At 43.6% G+C, this 16,028-nt stretch carries 18 protein-coding genes; 4 read left to right on the forward strand and 14 right to left on the reverse strand.

Annotation, left to right across the window (positions count from 1 at the left end; all coding sequences use genetic code 11):
* Window positions 1–157: 157 nt before the first annotated feature.
* Together LIZ08_RS07345 and LIZ08_RS07350 are read right to left on the reverse strand one after the other, a co-directional pair.
* Window positions 158–1,636, reverse strand: coding sequence for a flotillin family protein (locus LIZ08_RS07345; protein ID WP_003008427.1), 1,479 nt, complete (start codon window positions 1,634–1,636; stop codon window positions 158–160).
* 124 nt (window positions 1,637–1,760) lie between these two features.
* Window positions 1,761–2,300, reverse strand: a complete 540-nt coding sequence (locus tag LIZ08_RS07350; protein ID WP_156671850.1) for a YceD family protein — start codon at window positions 2,298–2,300, stop codon at window positions 1,761–1,763.
* 204 nt (window positions 2,301–2,504) lie between these two features.
* Between LIZ08_RS07350 and LIZ08_RS07355 the strand changes: the two genes are divergently transcribed.
* The 3 genes from LIZ08_RS07355 to LIZ08_RS07365 all read left to right on the forward strand — a co-directional run bounded on the left by LIZ08_RS07355 (window position 2,505) and on the right by LIZ08_RS07365 (window position 4,866).
* Window positions 2,505–3,365, forward strand: coding sequence for a helix-turn-helix domain-containing protein (locus LIZ08_RS07355; protein ID WP_155124689.1), 861 nt, complete (start codon window positions 2,505–2,507; stop codon window positions 3,363–3,365).
* Window positions 3,366–3,475: 110 nt separating this feature from the next.
* Window positions 3,476–3,652 carry a hypothetical protein gene (locus LIZ08_RS07360; RefSeq protein WP_173019072.1) on the forward strand — a complete coding sequence of 59 codons (177 nt, stop codon included), beginning with the start codon at window positions 3,476–3,478 and terminating at the stop codon, window positions 3,650–3,652.
* Window positions 3,649–4,866, forward strand: coding sequence for an MFS transporter (locus tag LIZ08_RS07365; protein ID WP_049474032.1), 1,218 nt, complete (start codon window positions 3,649–3,651; stop codon window positions 4,864–4,866). The genes LIZ08_RS07360 and LIZ08_RS07365 overlap by 4 nt, the downstream gene beginning before the upstream one ends.
* Window positions 4,867–4,892: 26 nt before the next feature.
* Here the strand turns inward: LIZ08_RS07365 and htpX are convergent, their stop codons facing one another.
* Together htpX and LIZ08_RS07375 are read right to left on the reverse strand one after the other, a co-directional pair.
* Window positions 4,893–5,789: a zinc metalloprotease HtpX gene (gene htpX, locus LIZ08_RS07370; RefSeq protein WP_227038594.1), complete on the reverse strand. Its 897-nt coding sequence runs from the start codon at window positions 5,787–5,789 to the stop codon at window positions 4,893–4,895.
* A 1-nt stretch (window position 5,790) separates the two neighbouring features.
* The gene (locus tag LIZ08_RS07375; RefSeq protein WP_023918932.1) at window positions 5,791–6,351 is read right to left on the reverse strand and encodes a LemA family protein; all 561 of its coding nucleotides are present in this window, start codon (window positions 6,349–6,351) and stop codon (window positions 5,791–5,793) included.
* A gap of 70 nt (window positions 6,352–6,421) precedes the next feature.
* Between LIZ08_RS07375 and rsmG the strand changes: the two genes are divergently transcribed.
* Complete coding sequence (gene rsmG / locus LIZ08_RS07380) at window positions 6,422–7,135, forward strand: 16S rRNA (guanine(527)-N(7))-methyltransferase RsmG (protein WP_031575538.1); 714 nt, start codon at window positions 6,422–6,424, stop codon at window positions 7,133–7,135.
* Between the two features lie 216 nt (window positions 7,136–7,351).
* Here rsmG and LIZ08_RS07385 read toward each other — a convergent pair whose 3' ends face one another.
* The 10 genes from LIZ08_RS07385 to LIZ08_RS07430 all read right to left on the reverse strand — a co-directional run bounded on the left by LIZ08_RS07385 (window position 7,352) and on the right by LIZ08_RS07430 (window position 15,876).
* Window positions 7,352–8,254, reverse strand: a complete 903-nt coding sequence (locus LIZ08_RS07385) for a carbohydrate kinase family protein (protein ID WP_223345019.1) — start codon at window positions 8,252–8,254, stop codon at window positions 7,352–7,354.
* 83 nt (window positions 8,255–8,337) lie between these two features.
* Complete coding sequence (locus tag LIZ08_RS07390) at window positions 8,338–9,090, reverse strand: SDR family oxidoreductase (RefSeq protein WP_070505212.1); 753 nt, start codon at window positions 9,088–9,090, stop codon at window positions 8,338–8,340.
* A 4-nt stretch (window positions 9,091–9,094) separates the two neighbouring features.
* On the reverse strand, window positions 9,095–9,925 hold the full coding sequence (locus LIZ08_RS07395; protein WP_049488420.1) for an energy-coupling factor transporter transmembrane component T family protein: 831 nt from the start codon (window positions 9,923–9,925) through the stop codon (window positions 9,095–9,097).
* Window positions 9,897–11,600 carry an ABC transporter ATP-binding protein gene (locus LIZ08_RS07400; RefSeq protein ID WP_049474036.1) on the reverse strand — a complete coding sequence of 568 codons (1,704 nt, stop codon included), beginning with the start codon at window positions 11,598–11,600 and terminating at the stop codon, window positions 9,897–9,899. Before LIZ08_RS07400 ends, LIZ08_RS07395 begins: the two co-directional genes overlap by 29 nt.
* Window positions 11,601–12,374: a nucleoside phosphorylase gene (locus tag LIZ08_RS07405; RefSeq protein ID WP_227038595.1), complete on the reverse strand. Its 774-nt coding sequence runs from the start codon at window positions 12,372–12,374 to the stop codon at window positions 11,601–11,603.
* Window positions 12,375–12,529: 155 nt separating this feature from the next.
* The gene (locus LIZ08_RS07410) at window positions 12,530–13,435 is read right to left on the reverse strand and encodes a DUF4299 family protein (protein WP_227038596.1); all 906 of its coding nucleotides are present in this window, start codon (window positions 13,433–13,435) and stop codon (window positions 12,530–12,532) included.
* Between the two features lie 99 nt (window positions 13,436–13,534).
* On the reverse strand, window positions 13,535–14,518 hold the full coding sequence (locus LIZ08_RS07415) for a rhodanese-related sulfurtransferase (protein ID WP_227038597.1): 984 nt from the start codon (window positions 14,516–14,518) through the stop codon (window positions 13,535–13,537).
* 150 nt (window positions 14,519–14,668) lie between these two features.
* Complete coding sequence (locus LIZ08_RS07420; protein ID WP_227038598.1) at window positions 14,669–15,148, reverse strand: DUF6773 family protein; 480 nt, start codon at window positions 15,146–15,148, stop codon at window positions 14,669–14,671.
* Window positions 15,149–15,170: 22 nt separating this feature from the next.
* Window positions 15,171–15,653 carry a DUF6773 family protein gene (locus LIZ08_RS07425; RefSeq protein ID WP_003008473.1) on the reverse strand — a complete coding sequence of 161 codons (483 nt, stop codon included), beginning with the start codon at window positions 15,651–15,653 and terminating at the stop codon, window positions 15,171–15,173.
* A gap of 28 nt (window positions 15,654–15,681) precedes the next feature.
* On the reverse strand, window positions 15,682–15,876 hold the full coding sequence (locus tag LIZ08_RS07430; protein WP_003005328.1) for a helix-turn-helix transcriptional regulator: 195 nt from the start codon (window positions 15,874–15,876) through the stop codon (window positions 15,682–15,684).
* Window positions 15,877–16,028 lie beyond the last annotated feature (152 nt).

The raw sequence follows: 16,028 nt of genomic DNA on the forward strand, positions 1-16,028 counted from the left end.
TTATAGTTTGCCTATATTCTACCATTTTTTGACATCAAATGAAAGTAGAAAATCATACCCTGCCCCTTCATGTAGAAAAGATAGCCCCTATCTACTTTGAAGCAAAAAACAAAAAGTGCCTGAGTTACAGTCCTCAGACACTTTCTGATGAATGACATTAATCTTCTTTTGAAGCTAACTCTTCTGCTTCAATGACCGGTTGTTCTCCTTCTTTGAGTTTGTTGACCGTCATATTAACTCCAAGAGCTCCTGCTAGCAATTGACGAATATCAAATCCGGCTCCTTGAGAGACTTGGTCGATACTTTGCATAATATCTCCCACCATCTTAGAAGCATTGCCTTCCCCGTACATGGTGATCTTATCAACCTTGGTTAATGGTTCTGCGACAGCACGCGCAATTTCAGGCAACTTGTCAACGACCATTTCAGTAATGGCTGCTTCTTGCATTTTCTTCATCGCTTCGGCCTTTTGGTCCAAACCTTTGGCTTCGGCTTCCAGTTTCAAGCGAATGGCTTCAGCCTCGGCACGACCTTTAGCCTCAATAGCTTCGGCCTCTTGCAATTGGGCAAATTTCTCAGCTTCGGCTTGAGCTTTTCGAGCTTCGGCTTCTTTTTGTGTTTCGAAGAGTTCTGCTTCCGCCTTGCGTTGGCGTTCGATCAATTCTGCTTCTGCAGCTTGTTGACGCGCATATTTTTCAGCTTCAGCTTGTTTGCGGATGTTGGCATCCAATTCTTGCTCACGAACCTTAACTTCGCGCTCTTTGACTTCCGCTTCTTTTTCCTGTTTCATGATATTGGCTTCGGCTGCCACGCGCTCTTGTTCACGACGTTGCACTTCTGCCTCAATCCCTTTAGCGGCATCTGCTTTTGCTTGGGCAATATCTGCTTCTTGCTTGAGGGCTGCTTGTTTGAGTTTTAATTCGTTTTGTTTTTGCGCGATTTCAAGATCGGCAGCGACGCGTTTGTCGTTGGCCAATTTATCTTGTTCTGCTTCGACTTCCTTGCGTTCGCGTTCTGCTTTGGCTTTGGCAATCAAGGCATCTTTCTTAATGGTTTCAACATTTTCAATCCCGAGGTTATCGATGACTCCCCCTTCATCAGAGAAGGATTGAACCGTAAAGGCGATGACTTCTAGACCCATTTTAGCCAAGTCTGGTGCTACGTTATCTTGCACTTTTGAGGCAAACTCTTGACGGTCATTGACCATCTTACGGAGCTCCATCTGACCGATCACTTCCCGCAGGTTTCCTTCCAAGACATCTTGGACAGAGTTGGAAATATCTGTCGTATTCCAGTTCAAGAAGTTTTCTGCAGCCCGGGCAATCATTTCATCGGTTGTACCAATTTTTAATTTAACAGCTGCATCAGCACGGACGTTAATGAAGTCCAGTGTTGGGACTGCTTCTGACGTCCGAACATCTGTCGAGAATTGCTCAATATCAAGATAAGAGCGTTGTTCGACAAAGGGAATCATAAAGCCAGCTTTCCCACGCAAGTGACGTTGCTTCCGAAGACCGGTAATGACCACGACTTCGTTGGGTTTAGCATTGACATACCCTTTGACCAACAAGATCAATACAAGAATGGCTACGATTACAACAGTAATCAACCAACCTGGAATAAATAAAGTATCCATACTTTTTCTCCTTTTTTAGAGGTCTCCCCTCTGTTGTTTATTAATCCTAGTATATCAAAAGAAGGCCTTTCCTCAAAGAAAAGACCTGTATTTATGTTGAGATTTTTAATATGTCATCCCTAGCCTATTCTTCCTCAAATAAACCTTGGAGACCAGCGAAAGGACTGTTTTCTTCTTTCTTAATCGCTTGAGCGGCTTGGTATTCTTCTTCGGATAGGATTTTCCAATCATTGCCTTCGATAAAACCTTGTCCAGCCTCTTCTTCTGGAGTGAGAACCTTGAGAGGAATATTGAGCAGGATATTATCCGCTACGCTTTCACTCAGGTCAATCTTCCCACCTTCGATTGGAAGGATCAGATCTTCCTCAAGAGCTTCGATATCTGCGTCAGACTGTACATCCTCCGCAAACACTTCTGTTACAGGATAGCTTTCTTTTATCTCAACAGGCTCCATGCTTCGGCTAGATGCCAAAACGATGGTGTAGCTCAACTGATAATCCAAGATATAGAGGCCTGTATCATAGGCAACTCGTCCTGTCGCCGTCACATTCTTTAAATCAAGAATTTCTGGATTACGCTTTTGCAATTCTTTGAGCAAATCCAACTCTTGATCAAAGGCTAGTCCTTCAGGATTTTTACGGATTTCTTGTGTAAATAGGTTCATTCTTTTGTCCTCAAATCTTCTAGATACTACTAGTATATCATGAAGCTGCCCCTCAACCAAGAAGTCTCCTCAAAAATTTGTTATAATCATGAAAAAAGATACAGTAACTAGGCCAATTGGTGTTGTACACAAGGTCCCACCATCTCTTGGACAAAAGAGGGTCACTGGCTAGGGCATTGAGCAATGTTAGATAGAGGAGAATTCATGAAAGATATCGGAGCAGTTTTTCGGCAAATACGTGAAAGTCGCCACATCTCTTTAGAGGAGGCTACGGGTGGCGAATTTTCACGCTCCATGCTATCTCGATTTGAAAGAGGGGAAAATGACCTGACCACGCAACGGTTTTTTCAGGCCCTTCAACAGATCAAAACCAGCCTCAGTGAGTTTTCCCATCTAGCTGGAATCGATCAGCACTCTTTTATTCCCAAATTGTTGAAAGAGCACTATGAAAACATGAGCTTGGAACACGACCAAGCCTTGTACCAAAGCTACCAGCTAGCCTATCAGAAACATCACAAAAAAGAAGACCTCTTAGCCAGCATTATTCTCAAAGTCCAAATGCTTGGCTTCTATCCTGAGGTGGAGCTCACCGCTAGCCAAGAGGAACTGGATTTCCTCCATGATTATCTCTTCTCTGTCACAATCTGGGGAAATTTTGAATTAAACCTGTTTTCTCTGACCTCTCCACTTTTCTCTAGTCAGCTCTATCGACAATACACAGAGGAGTTGGTCCAAAGGGAGGATTTCAAGCTTCTCCTAGATTCCTCTCGTCCTGCCATCAATTCTATTTTCCTTAATGGCTTTTTTCTCGCCATTAGTTCAAATGAATTTGAAGATGCATCTTTTTTTGATCACCTAATTAACGACCACTTTTACTCTGAGAACGAAGCCTACCTTCGGACGGTTTATCTCTACGCCAAAGGAGAATTTCTCTATCGAAAGGGAGAAAAAGAAATCGGTCTTGAAAAGATGGAACAGGCCATCCAGGTTCTCTCTATTCTGGATTGTAAGGACAGTGCCAACTACTACAAACAGGGCCTGCAAGAACTGATCAATAAATCCTAAAAACTCACAGATCTACTCTGTGAGTTTTTGTTGAAAATATGCAACATTAATTTTTTCTTGCTTTTTAGGTTTACAATAGGACTATCAAGTAAAGAAAGAAGGTTCTTCCCATGATGACCAAACTAAAAAACCACTTCCTCCGCTTTCTTCTCTCACATACCAGCGTTTATCTGAAGGATCAGGAACTTCTTCTCTCTGATGATGAGAAACTAGACCTCTTCAAACAGATCGTTCGATCTATCAAACAAGTCCTAGCAACTGATCACGTGAAGGAGGAAGGCTCATGAAACTCTTAGCTCGTAATAAAATTTTTGCCTTACTTAGTCTTTCTCGTTTTTTGAATACCCTTGGCGCTGCCATCTACAATCTGGTCTTTGTGGTCTTTGCTGCCAGTATGCCGCAACCGAGCCTAGCAGTTGGCATTGCCAATCTCATTGTATTTATTCCTAGCCTCTTTACCATTTTTGTCGGGATGAAGGCTGACCGCACGAAGAAAAAAGCTAACTGGTTGATCCGCATTGGCTATCTTCAAGCTATCCTCTTCATTCTTATTGCTCTCATGACCAAGATTCCGGGTTACCTAGCCTTTTCGATTGTTTGCTTTTTAAACATTATTTCAGATTGTTTGAGTGATTATCGCGGAGGCTTGCAACTCCCTATCATGAAAAAGAACATCCCAGACGAGGATTTAATGGAGGCTTATTCCTTCAACCAACTGCTTAGTATGGTCTGTTCGATTTCTGGACAAGCTCTAGGAGTTTGGCTGCTAGCTATCAGCCATCAAAATTTTGCCCTGGTCGCTTCGATCAATGCAGTGACTTTTCTCCTGTCTTCTACCTGTCTCTTGATTAGAAAAAAGCAGCTGACACATGCTCCCGTCATTGAGCCCAAAAGTAAGAATTCTTTGGTACACGAATGCCAAGAGATGTACCAGAACGCCAAAAGTATTTTTGCAGATGAGGAGGTTCACCACTTTGGCAAGTTGCTCTTCTCATTGGTTCTCATCAATGCCCTTGGGGGATCCATCTCAGGTATCTACAATTTGCAACTGCTTCACTCCCCCTTCTTTCAGTTGAGTTTTAGCCAATCCCTCTTGATCTTAGAGGCTGTGACTATTTTAAGCATGGTCTGGGCTAGCTTGACACCCCATGACTATTTTTCCAAGCAATCGCTCCACCATATCCTCCTGTGGATAGCAGGTGGGCTGACCATGCTTGGGTTCACAAATATCCTGGGACACTGGGACATTCTTTCCCTTCTACTCATCACTTTCCTTGGTTATCTTGTAGCAAAAATCAACCCAAAAGTTTCCAGCCTTTTAATGAGCAAATTGCCCGCTGAAAAATTAGCTTCTACCTCTAGCTTTTTGGGACTGATGGTCAGCTTTGCCATGCCACTTGGGACAGCTCTCTTTTCTAGTCTAGCTATCTGGAGCCTTCCCCTAGCTTGGGGGATCTTTGCCATCCTTGGTTTCACTACCCTCCTCTTAACAACCAAATAAAAAATCCACCGTTTGGTGGATTTTTTTTACATTTTTCTTAGGCGAGCCACCCGCTCAGCAATGGGTGGATGGGTATAAAAGAGCTTTTGAAAGCCGGATTCTTTTTTAGGATCGTTGATAAAGAGTGCACTACTTGCACTATCGACTTCTCGTTGCATAGGCACACTGTTATCCAGTTTCAAAAGAGCATTGATCATCCCTTGAGGATTCCGTGTCAATTCGACACTGGAAGCGTCTGCTAAGAACTCCCGTTGACGAGAGATGGCTAACTGGACCAAGGTCGCTGCTAATGGCGCTAAAACGATGGCAAGCAGGGAAAGGATCAACATAACAATCTCCAAACCACCGCTACCTTCTCGATCATCGTCCCGGCTACGGCCACCGCCCCACCACATCATCCGGCCACCAATGCTAGAAAGCATGGTGATGGCACTGGCAAGGGCAACCGCAATCGTAGAGATGCGAATATCGTAATTGCGAATGTGGCTGACTTCGTGTCCGATGACTCCCTCCAATTCCTCACGGTTCATCACAGCTAGAAGACCTGTCGTTGCTGCAACAGCAGCATTTTGAGGATTAGACCCTGTCGCAAATGCATTCATAGAAGGATCATCCACAATATAGACCCGAGGCATGGGTATCTGGGCTACCATGGCCATATCTTGGACAATATGGTAGAGTTGAGGGGCTTGCTCTTCCGTCACCTCACGCGCTCCATTCATCCGCATGACAACTTCAGTTGATTGGAAAATCATGCTAAAGGCATAGATTCCCCCAATAATCAAAGCTAGGATGACGCCACCAAGGGAGGAGCCTAACCAGAGGTAACCAACGGCTGCTCCGATAAGAGCTAAGAGTATGAAAAAAGCAATAAGGAGAATCCAGGTTCTCCTTTTATTGCTTGCAATTTGGTCAAAGAGCATATTAGTCTCCTAATCCGCTAAAGTCCACCTTTGGTACTGCTTTTTCTTCTTCAGGCACTTGAAGAAATTCAGCTTGTCTGAAGCCGAACATTCCAGCAATCACGTTTGTTGGGAAAGTTTCCAACTTGACATTGTAATTGCTTGTGACACTATTGTACAATTGACGAGCATAAGAAATTTTGTTTTCTGTGTTGGTCAATTCTTCTTGCAATTGCATGAAGTTGGTGTTGGCTTTCAAGTCTGGGTAATTTTCAGCCACCGCAAAGATGCCTGCTACTTGGCGTGAAAGAGCATCACTGGCTGCCATTGCTTCTGCAGGTGAAGAAGCTTGCGCTACTTGTTGGCGAAGTTGAGTCACTTTTGCTAGTGTATCTCCTTCGTACTTGGCATAGCCTTTAACGGTTTCGATCAAGTTTGGAATCAAGTCATTCCGACGTTTCAATTGCACATCAATTTGACTCCATGCTTCACGAGTTTGCATGCGGCTTTTCACCAAACCGTTGTAAACTCCTACTACAATCAACACAAGGACCACAATGATCCCAAGAATAATCCAAATCATTTTATTGAATTCCTTTCATTTCTTTCTACCAGTATATCAAATTTCCCTTATTTTGTGGTAAAATAAAAGCATGAAACCAGAAGAATTTTATGTCCGTTTAGCCGATCTCGGCTTTCCATTAACTGATCGTCAAAAAGAGCAATACGAACGCTATTTCGAGCTCCTCGTGGAATGGAATGAAAAGATTAATCTCACTGCCATCACCGAAAAAGACGAAGTCTATCTCAAGCATTTTTATGATTCTATCGCACCCATTTTACAAGGTTTGATCGAAAATCAACCCATCCGTCTCTTGGATATCGGAGCTGGTGCTGGCTTTCCCAGCCTACCAATGAAGATCCTATTCCCTGAGCTGGATGTGACCATCATTGATTCCCTCAATAAGCGGATCAATTTTCTCCACTTGCTGGCTGAAGAGTTGGGCTTAAGTGGAGTTCATTTCTACCATGGACGTGCGGAGGACTTTGCACAAGACAAGGCCTTTCGTGCCCAATTTGATATCGTAACTGCCCGCGCGGTTGCCCGTATGCAAGTCCTCTCTGAACTGACCATCCCTTATCTGAAGGTAGGAGGACGACTTCTTGCTCTCAAGGCCAGCAATGCTCCAGAAGAGTTGGAAGAAGCCAAAAATGCCCTTAACCTGCTCTTTAGCAAGGTTGAAGACAATCTACAGTATGAATTGCCAAACGGGGATCCACGCTATATCACTCTTGTAGAAAAGAAAAAAGAAACCCCCAATAAATACCCAAGAAAAGCAGGCATGCCCAATAAGCGGCCATTGTAGTAAGATACAAAGTGCTAAGAGGATAAAAGTCAAATAAGAGGCTGGGACAAAAGTCCTAGCCTCTCAATTATTTTTGGATTGTCAAGCAAGACGCAGTGGTTGAGTGGGCTCTACTACGCTGATTTCATCAGCTTTTACAGCCCTACTCAACTGTGCGGAGGTGGGACGACGAAATCGAATTCTAACGAATGACCGATTTCTGTCCCACTCTCTTTTTTATTTTTGTTTCAATTCTGTTCGCAGGGCTTCTTGTTGCTCTTTTGTCAGATGAACCCCCTTACTTGCAACAATCTGGCTAGAGACTTTGTTAGCAAATCTTAAGGCTTGCGTCATATCTAAACCTTCTAAACGAGCGGATATAAAGGCTCCCACATGGCTATCTCCAGCACCTACTGTATCGACAACTTCTGTTGGAAAACCGTCTGCTTCATACCAGTTGCCATCATAGGCAACCGCTCCGTTTTCACCCAAGGTGACAATGACTAATTGTCCCGTTCTCTGATACAAGTGTTCGATGGCTGGCTGGATCTCTCTACACCCTGAAAAAGCCAGTGCTTCAGCCTCATTAACATGGAGAATTGGATGCAGATCATAAATTGCTTCCAGTCGATCCTTTGGAATCAAGAGTCCGCGTGGCCCAGGTGCGAAAATCACCTGGCCTTCTAGTTGCGAAACAGACTGGACCAATGCAAGACCGGTTGGCTCCTCGACTTCAAGGCCACACAAGTAAATGTAATCAAACGGATCCGTCTCGATCTCTTTTAGCCACTCTGCTTGGAAGCTATACTCCACTCCGTGGTCCGATAAGAAGGTCCGCTCACCATCAGACTCTACAAAGCAATAACAGCAACCATTGGCCCCTTCTAATGAGATGCTAGAGGAAATCCCTAATTGGTTCAATTCTCTCCGAATAAAATCACCATATATCCCAGAACCGACTGGCGAGACAAACTGGTAGGGTTGCGACAAAAAATGAAGAATATTGACGACATTAAAGGCACAACCTCCCACAGACCATTGCTGGTGATCAATATGGGCATCTCCTTCACGACTTGGCAAACGATCCAAGTAAATCATCACATCACAAACTGTAGAACCAATAATTAAGGCAGCTGTCATCTTTTTCTCCTTACTTTGCCTTCTATTATACCAGAGGAAAGATAAAAAACAACCAACCCCTTGTGGAGTGGTTGCTTCTCTTCTTAATCACGATAAACGGGTTGAGGACCAAATGTTTGGGAAACCGGCATGATTTCAATCCGATTGACATTGACATGCTTGGGCTGTTGGATCAACCAAGCTACAGTGTTGGCAATGTCTTCCGGCTGAATGGCATGGGCATCTCGATAGAGGGCTTCTACCCGTTTTTCGTCTCCTTTAAAGCGAACAGAAGAGAACTCTGTCCCTTCGCAAAGACCGGGTTCAATATTGCTGACACGAATCTTCTTGCCAGCTAGATCAGCCCGAAGATTGAGGGAGAATTGCTTGACAAAAGCCTTGGATGCCCCGTAAACATTGGCCCCTGGATAAGGCACAGTTCCTGCTGTAGAGCCCAAATTGATAATATAGCCATCATTTCGTTCCACCATCTGGGGCAAGATTTTCCTTGTCAGATAGGTCAAACCAACAATATTGGTCTGAATCATGGTCAGCCAGTCTGCGACCTCTGCTTCATAAGCTGGGGCGAGGCCTAGAGCCAAGCCAGCATTATTGACCAAAACATCCACTTTCTCCCAATCTTTTGGCAAACTGGCAAGTGCATGATCTACCTGAGAAAGATCCGTCACATCCATTTGCAGGGGATAAAAGGCTTCTCCCAGCTCTTCTTGAAGGGCCTGTAATTTATCGATGCGTCTAGCTGATCCGATCACACGGTATCCATCTGCTACTAAGCGACGGCAAATCGCTTGACCAAAACCAGCTGAAGCTCCTGTTACTAAAATCGTTTCTGACATGTCATTACCTCCATGGATTGTAAAAACGTCCTTGATTGACAAAGATCAGGACAATACCCAAAACCAGAACAGCTAAGGCTGATAGAATCATCCCATAATCTTTCATTTCCATAGCTTGATGAGAATACCAGGTCCGCTTTTTATTTTTACCAAAGCGACGTAATTCCATAGCCGTAGAAATGCTGTCAATCCGCTCAAGTGAGCTAAAGATTAAGGGAGAGATGATTTGCACATTGCCTTTGATCCGCTTGATCAGCTTGGCCTTTTTGGACAACTCCACCCCTCTGGCTTCCTGAGACAATTTAATCGTTTGATATTCTTCTTGTACGTCAGGAATGTAGCGCAGAGTCAAGCTGACAGAATAGGCAATCTTGTAGGATACGCCAATTTGGTTGAGGCTTGAAGCAAACTGACTAGGATGGGTCGTCATCAAAAAAATCAAGGCTAGAGGTATGGTACAGACATACTTAAGAGCTAGATTAAAAAGATAAAAGAGTTCCTGCGAGGTGATACTATAGGAGCCCCACCCCTTCATTAGTACCGTCTTTGCCCCGTAGATCTCTACACCATACTGAGGGGCAAAGAGATAGACCATGACAACATTTAACAGTGCAAAAACAAGAGCAAATGCAAGTACAAATGAAATATCCCGAAATCGAATACGAGCTGTAGAGAATAACAGCAAGGCGCCCACACCAATTCCTAGAAGGAGCCGGGTATCATAACTCAACATGGCCGCAAGAGATACAAAAAGAAGAAAGAGTAACTTACTCGCACCTGAAAGGCGATGAAGAAAACTCGTCCCCTCATGGTAGCCGACTAATCGATGATTCATGACCTGCTCCTTTCTGTTGCATATAAAACTGCGTTAGCGCCAAGGGATCCATTCCTAATCGATTGGCTAAGGCAAAAATCGAAGTCTCTTTGAGATTAGCCTCTTGTAAAATATCCGGATGAGTGAACAGCTCTGCAGGTGGGAGATCTGCTAGAATTTGTCCGTCTGATACTACAAGGGCACGATCAGAATAATCCAACATCAGCTGCATATCATGGGTAATCATGACAATGGTATGGCCTTTTTCTTGCAAGCTATCTAGAAATTCCATGATTTCAGTGTAATTGCGCTGGTCCTGACCTGCTGTCGGCTCGTCCAAGACCAAAATTTCTGGTCCTAAAACTAGTATAGAGGCGATGGTCACCCGTTTCTTTTGCCCATATGAGAGAGCAGAAATCGGCCATTTACGAAACTCATAGAGACCACAAGTTTTCAGTGCTTGATAGACACGCTCTTTGATGTCTTCTTCAGCGACACCCCGCAAGCGCAAACCTAGAGCAACTTCGTCAAAAATCATATTGGTCGAAATCATTTGATTGGGGTTTTGCAGGACATAGCCGACTCGCTCTGCCCGTTCCTTGACACTCTCCTGCTTGATATCTTCACCTCTAGAGGTGTATTGTCCTTCTGTGGTAATGAATCCACAGATGGCTTTCGCAAGAGTTGATTTCCCTGCCCCATTCTTCCCGACAATCGCTAAGCGCTGCCCCTTAGGTATACTGAGGGATATATTTTTTAAGATCGGATGATTTTCTTGATAGGCAAAGGAAATCTGCTCCAACTTCAATAGTTCTTCTGCTTCCCCAGTTTTTGTAAAGGTCGCTTCTGGAATGGAACGATTCACACCAGTAAGCTCGATATCTTCTAGACGATCTAGATGCTCCAATTGATCGATATTCTGCCCTAGCTGGCGAAGAGTTGTTAAATACAGAGGTTCACGAATCCCATTTTCAGCCAGCAGTGTCGTCCTCAACAACTCATCGGGTTGACCATTAAAGAGAACTTGACCTTGATTGATCAAGATTACCCGATCGACAGGACGGTAGAGTACATCCTCTAAACGGTGTTCGATAATAATGGTGGTCGTTCCCTGCTCTTCATGAATCTGATCAATCAGATCAATAATATCCTGACCCGACTTGGGATCTAGATTAGCCAGTGGCTCATCAAAGAGCAGGATCGGACTTTCGTCAATCAGAACACCTGCTAAGCTCACTCGCTGTTTTTGCCCACCGGACAAATCTTGTGGCCGATGATCCAAGAGCTTCATCAAATCCAAGCGTTCTGCCCAACTCTGCACACGCTCTTTCATCGTTCCCAGATCCACCATGTCATTTTCAAGGGCAAAAGCCAAGTCTTCTGCGACACTCAAACCAATAAATTGGCCATCTGTATCTTGCAAAACCGTACTGACCAAGTGAGATTTCTCATAAATACTGAGATCAAAGGCTTCTTTCCCCTGAATGAGGAATTGCCCACTACTGGTTCCCTTATAGATATTAGGGATAATCCCATTTAAGCACTGGCCAATGGTTGACTTACCAGAACCAGACGGCCCAACAATCAGAACCTTTTCCCCCTTATAAATGGTTAAGTTGAGATTTTTCAAGGTTGGTTCAGACTGTGCCTTGTATTGGAAGGAAAAATCCTTCAGTTCAATCATTGCTTCTTTCATTTAGTTTGCCTTTTCCCAAAAGAGCGCAAATTGGATGGCTAACTCCGCGATGCGATCCTTGCTATCTAAATCCTCATGACTAGATAAGGTTCGGATATCCCATTTTTCTTCCGAGAGGTGGTCAGCTGCATAGAAGAAATGGCAGAGCTCAAAGCCCCTATAAGCTGCTAAGGCTGCCACTGCCGAACATTCCATATCCACACAGATGGCTCCCGCTTCCTTTCGTCGCTTCATCTTGTCGATGGTTTCCCGGTAGGGTGCATCTGTCGTCCACACTTTTCCTGACTGATAGGAAACCTTGTGGCTGTCAAGAAAGGCTTGGAAGAGAGGAAGAGTTTTCTTGTTTACTTCCACTTCATCACTAGCTGGCAGATAGTGGTAGCTAGTCCCCTCGTCGCGAAGAGCAGCCGTTGGAATAATGATGGAGGTTGCTTCGATATCACGGTCTAAAACCCCACAGGTCCCAAAAAGCACCAGTTTTTCCATCCCAAATTGAATCAAATCCTCTATAATCCCCACACAGGAAGCAGCCCCAACGGGTGTATTAAAGGCAGCAATTTGTTGGTCTCCAATAGTGATCCCATAGACCAGGACTTCAAAATTGGCCATGGAGGTTCTTGCAATGACCTCATGGTCATAATTCTCAAGGAGACGAGCAAAAGTTACTCTTGAAAAGCAAGAGATGACTACTTTGGGAAATTCTTCAATTGGTTGGTGTAAGTCTTGTGGATTGATAATCGCCTGTCGATTGGCATCAAATTCTTCTAACAGCATTTCGTGCACCTCTTTCATTCTACTTCTAGGCCCCTATTATACCATAATTAGCCTAGTCATTGGTTTTTGATCAAAGGAAGGGCATAAAAAAGAACCGCTCCCAGACGTTAGATTTTTCGGATCAAATGTCTGAGGGACAGTTCACTGCGATATTGTTACTTGTTTTCCAATTGCGCTAATTCTAGCAACCGCTCTTTGGACAATTTTTTGATTTCAATTTGACTAGCATCTAGCAGCTGGAATTCATCTGGCTCTAGCGCTTCTATAAGTTTCTTCAGAGCAAGAGACCCAATTGGATGGTAATTTTCTGGCTTATCCGGATCTCCATCGATCGCCACCAATAGAACTCGCCAATCAATGATACCCGCTAAGCCCACAATTTCTACATATTCTGCAGGAACATGTGGCACGCTTGGCAAGACCGTATCCGTATCTTCTGTCAAGCTATAGCTGGCTAAGAAGGCTCCTGTCTCCTCCTGTTGATAAAAACGGACTTGACTGAAATAAGCTACACTATATTGAATCTTCTTGATAAAGGCAGAGTAGGCTTCTAGTGGATGGACATGGTTCAAGACTTCCTGCACTGTATCCCGATCCAAATAGACTGGATGAGCGAAGCCTTGTACTTCAAACTCTTTTAGATCTTTTTCTTTCGTCACATTACCCAGCGTTTCTAGGATAACGACTTCATAATCAAAATGGAAAATAGAATCGGGAGTATAGCTCACGCTATCGCTGGCCACAATCTCCGTTCCTAATACTTCTGCGAGCCGACTAAGCCATCGAAGGGCCAACTGCCAATCTTCTTCTATCGCAAAAGAGGGCACCTGAATCTGATAAGACTCTTCCTCATCAAAATAGCGTAACTGCAGAGGAAGACCGCTCTTACCAAATACGATACAGTTCAAACCTTCAAAATCATTTAAGGGACGATGAAGGGTGGCAGGATCATAGTTGTAGGTTGTTAACCCCTCCACTAATTTAAGAACTTCCTGTGCTGCGAGTACTTTCTGATAGCCAAATAAGCTCTTTTTATTTTTGATTGAAAACACGATACTCATTTGTTTTCTCCTTTGTGAAATCGCTTACCTAAAGTATAGCACAATTTTCAACCAATTTCCATATAAAAACAGCCTGAGCTTTCAGACTGTTTGTTTCTATTATGCTGGTGCTCCATCAAGCGTTTCACCGATAAGGGCCAAACGCTCACGAACTTCTGCTTGTGACAAGTTGTGTTCTTGGACATAACGATTGCGAGGGTGAACCCGGCACTCATGCGAGCAGCCACGGAGGTACTTGTCCTCGTTTTCTTCTGAGGTCAAGATCCGACGGTTACAGAAAGGATTTCCACAGTTGACATAGCGTTCGCATGGTGTTCCATCAAACCAGTCTTTTCCGACAACGCTTGGATCGACATGGTTGACATCGACTGCAATCCGCTCGTCAAAGACATACATTTTCCCATCCCATAGTTCGCCTTGAACTTCTGGGTCTTTCCCGTAGGTTGCAATTCCGCCGTGCAATTGACCGACATCTTTGTAGCCTTCACGCACCATCCAGCCAGAGAATTTCTCACAGCGAACTCCACCAGTACAGTAGACGACAACGCGTTTGTCCATAAATTTTTCCTTGTTATCACGGACCCATTGTGGCAACTCACGGAAATTGCGGATATCTGGACGAATAGCGCCACGGAAGTGACCAAGATCGTACTCGTAGTCGTTTCGAGTATCAAGGACAACGGTATCCTCGTCGAGAAGAGCTTCTTTAAACTCTTTTGGTGACAAGTAAGCACCTGTTGTTTCAAGAGGATTGATGTCATTATCGAAATTATCATCTTCTAAACCAAGGTGGACAATCTCTTTCTTATAACGTACAAACATCTTCTTGAAAGCTTGCTCTTCTTCCTCATCGATCTTGAACCAGAGGTCTTCCATCCCTGGAAGGCTGTGAACGTAGTCTATGTATTTTTGCGTTGTTTCGTAGTCACCAGATACGGTTCCGTTGATTCCTTCATCAGCGACTAGGATACGTCCTTTGAGACCGATTGATTTACAAAAAGCCAAGTGATCAGCCGCAAATTGTTCTGCATTTTCAATGGGGGTATAGAGGTAGTAGAGTAATACGCGAATAGGTTTTGCCATAATATTCTCTTTTCTAAGATTAAATTATCAGAATTTTTCATTCAACTATACCAGTATACTCTCCCAAGAAAACGAATGCAATTTATTTGACTGAAAAATAAAAGCCTGGTTTCCCAGACTTTTATACGACGAAACTAGGGTTCCAACTTCCTACTCTTCCTTTTCCATCTGATCCAGATAGGCTTCATAGCGTTTTTTCTCTACTTTTGCAAGGAGCATTACAAGGGTATTCATCCCCCATACAATCGGAAGATTCAGGAGAAATGCGATAGGAAGCACCAGCAAAAATTTTGAATGGAAGGGATTGGCCTGATAAACAGCTTGGTTTAATTGAAATTTTTGAGCCCAGATGAACAAGGAGAGAATAGAGGTTACTGCTACAATTCCCGTCACATTTAGATAACTATAACTGATAAATCTCACACCCAATCGTTGACAACGAACAGAGTAATACAATCCTGAGACGATGAGTAAGGCTACCACCATGATTGGACTGAGCCCCACCTTAGATGTAAAAATGGATCCTACACTAAAAACAGTTAAGGCAAGGAAAAGAAAACCAGCCGTCTCAGCACCAGCCTTATTAGCTAAGCCTTCTTCTCGTTCATCTATGATTTGTTTGTTCAGCAATTGTAATCACATCTCTTCCTCCTTATTCTTCATCCTCTAACTCTGCCTCGATCTTCTCTTGTTTTTTCCGATTGATAAGAGCAAGTGGTTTTTCAAGCAGATCTGTCAGGATGGCAAAGACGAGAATTTCTAATAAAATTTTGACCAGATACTTGGGACTCAAGATAAAGCTCATTGCTTCTCTCTTTCCAATCACATCCATAGCTGTCACAAGCACAGCAAAGAATAGACCTGACCCAAGGCGACTCAACCAGCTATCTTTTTCTAACATATCTCGGATATCAATCCCTGAACTGATCCTTCTCACAAAGGCATAGGCTCCCATGGCAATCAGAAGGAACATCTCAGGGAGATAAGCGACTAGGTCTAAGTCCAGGATACTGGATTTCACAAAGGCAGATAGGGCAATAAAGCAGGTCATACCAAGGACAAGTTCTCCTGCGATTTTTCCATCAAGTAGCATGGTCCGTTCATCTTTTACAATTGGTTCTTTCTTTTGTTTCATATTCTTCCTCTTTCTATTATTAAAACTGTTACTCCCAGAACAGTTGATCCAGCGTCTTATCCAAGGTCTTACAGATGGCAAGGCAGAGACTGAGGGTTGGGTTATACTTTCCCGCCTCAATCAGACCGATGGTCTGGCGCGTCACTCCAATGGCATCTGCAAGATCCCCCTGGGTCATATCATGCTCGACCCGGGCCATTTTTAATTTGAGATTTTTCGCCACATGATTTTCCTTTCTTGTTTTTATAGCTTTATTATACACTATATTTTCTATTTTGCAATATATATCTTACATTTTGTAAAAAATATTTTTGATAAAACAAAAAAGAGGCTGGGACAAAAGTCCTAGCCTCTCAATTATTTTTGGATTGTCGA

It is taken from the genome of Streptococcus sp. 210928-DFI.4.42 (genome assembly GCF_020554365.1).
GTDB lineage: Bacteria > Bacillota > Bacilli > Lactobacillales > Streptococcaceae > Streptococcus > Streptococcus parasanguinis_S.

Excerpts from the sequence above, each read along its gene's own strand:
- LIZ08_RS07345 (WP_003008427.1), bottom strand. The coding sequence starts at position 1,636 with ATGGATACTTTATTTATTCCAGGTTGGTTGATTACTGTTGTAATCGTA.
- LIZ08_RS07350 (WP_156671850.1), bottom strand. The coding sequence starts at position 2,300 with ATGAACCTATTTACACAAGAAATCCGTAAAAATCCTGAAGGACTAGCC.
- LIZ08_RS07355 (WP_155124689.1), top strand. The coding sequence starts at position 2,505 with ATGAAAGATATCGGAGCAGTTTTTCGGCAAATACGTGAAAGTCGCCAC.
- LIZ08_RS07360 (WP_173019072.1), top strand. The coding sequence starts at position 3,476 with ATGATGACCAAACTAAAAAACCACTTCCTCCGCTTTCTTCTCTCACAT.
- LIZ08_RS07365 (WP_049474032.1), top strand. The coding sequence starts at position 3,649 with ATGAAACTCTTAGCTCGTAATAAAATTTTTGCCTTACTTAGTCTTTCT.
- htpX (WP_227038594.1), bottom strand. The coding sequence starts at position 5,789 with ATGCTCTTTGACCAAATTGCAAGCAATAAAAGGAGAACCTGGATTCTC.
- LIZ08_RS07375 (WP_023918932.1), bottom strand. The coding sequence starts at position 6,351 with ATGATTTGGATTATTCTTGGGATCATTGTGGTCCTTGTGTTGATTGTA.
- rsmG (WP_031575538.1), top strand. The coding sequence starts at position 6,422 with ATGAAACCAGAAGAATTTTATGTCCGTTTAGCCGATCTCGGCTTTCCA.
- LIZ08_RS07385 (WP_223345019.1), bottom strand. The coding sequence starts at position 8,254 with ATGACAGCTGCCTTAATTATTGGTTCTACAGTTTGTGATGTGATGATT.
- LIZ08_RS07390 (WP_070505212.1), bottom strand. The coding sequence starts at position 9,090 with ATGTCAGAAACGATTTTAGTAACAGGAGCTTCAGCTGGTTTTGGTCAA.
- LIZ08_RS07395 (WP_049488420.1), bottom strand. The coding sequence starts at position 9,925 with ATGAATCATCGATTAGTCGGCTACCATGAGGGGACGAGTTTTCTTCAT.
- LIZ08_RS07400 (WP_049474036.1), bottom strand. The coding sequence starts at position 11,600 with ATGAAAGAAGCAATGATTGAACTGAAGGATTTTTCCTTCCAATACAAG.
- LIZ08_RS07405 (WP_227038595.1), bottom strand. The coding sequence starts at position 12,374 with ATGCTGTTAGAAGAATTTGATGCCAATCGACAGGCGATTATCAATCCA.
- LIZ08_RS07410 (WP_227038596.1), bottom strand. The coding sequence starts at position 13,435 with ATGAGTATCGTGTTTTCAATCAAAAATAAAAAGAGCTTATTTGGCTAT.
- LIZ08_RS07415 (WP_227038597.1), bottom strand. The coding sequence starts at position 14,518 with ATGGCAAAACCTATTCGCGTATTACTCTACTACCTCTATACCCCCATT.
- LIZ08_RS07425 (WP_003008473.1), bottom strand. The coding sequence starts at position 15,653 with ATGAAACAAAAGAAAGAACCAATTGTAAAAGATGAACGGACCATGCTA.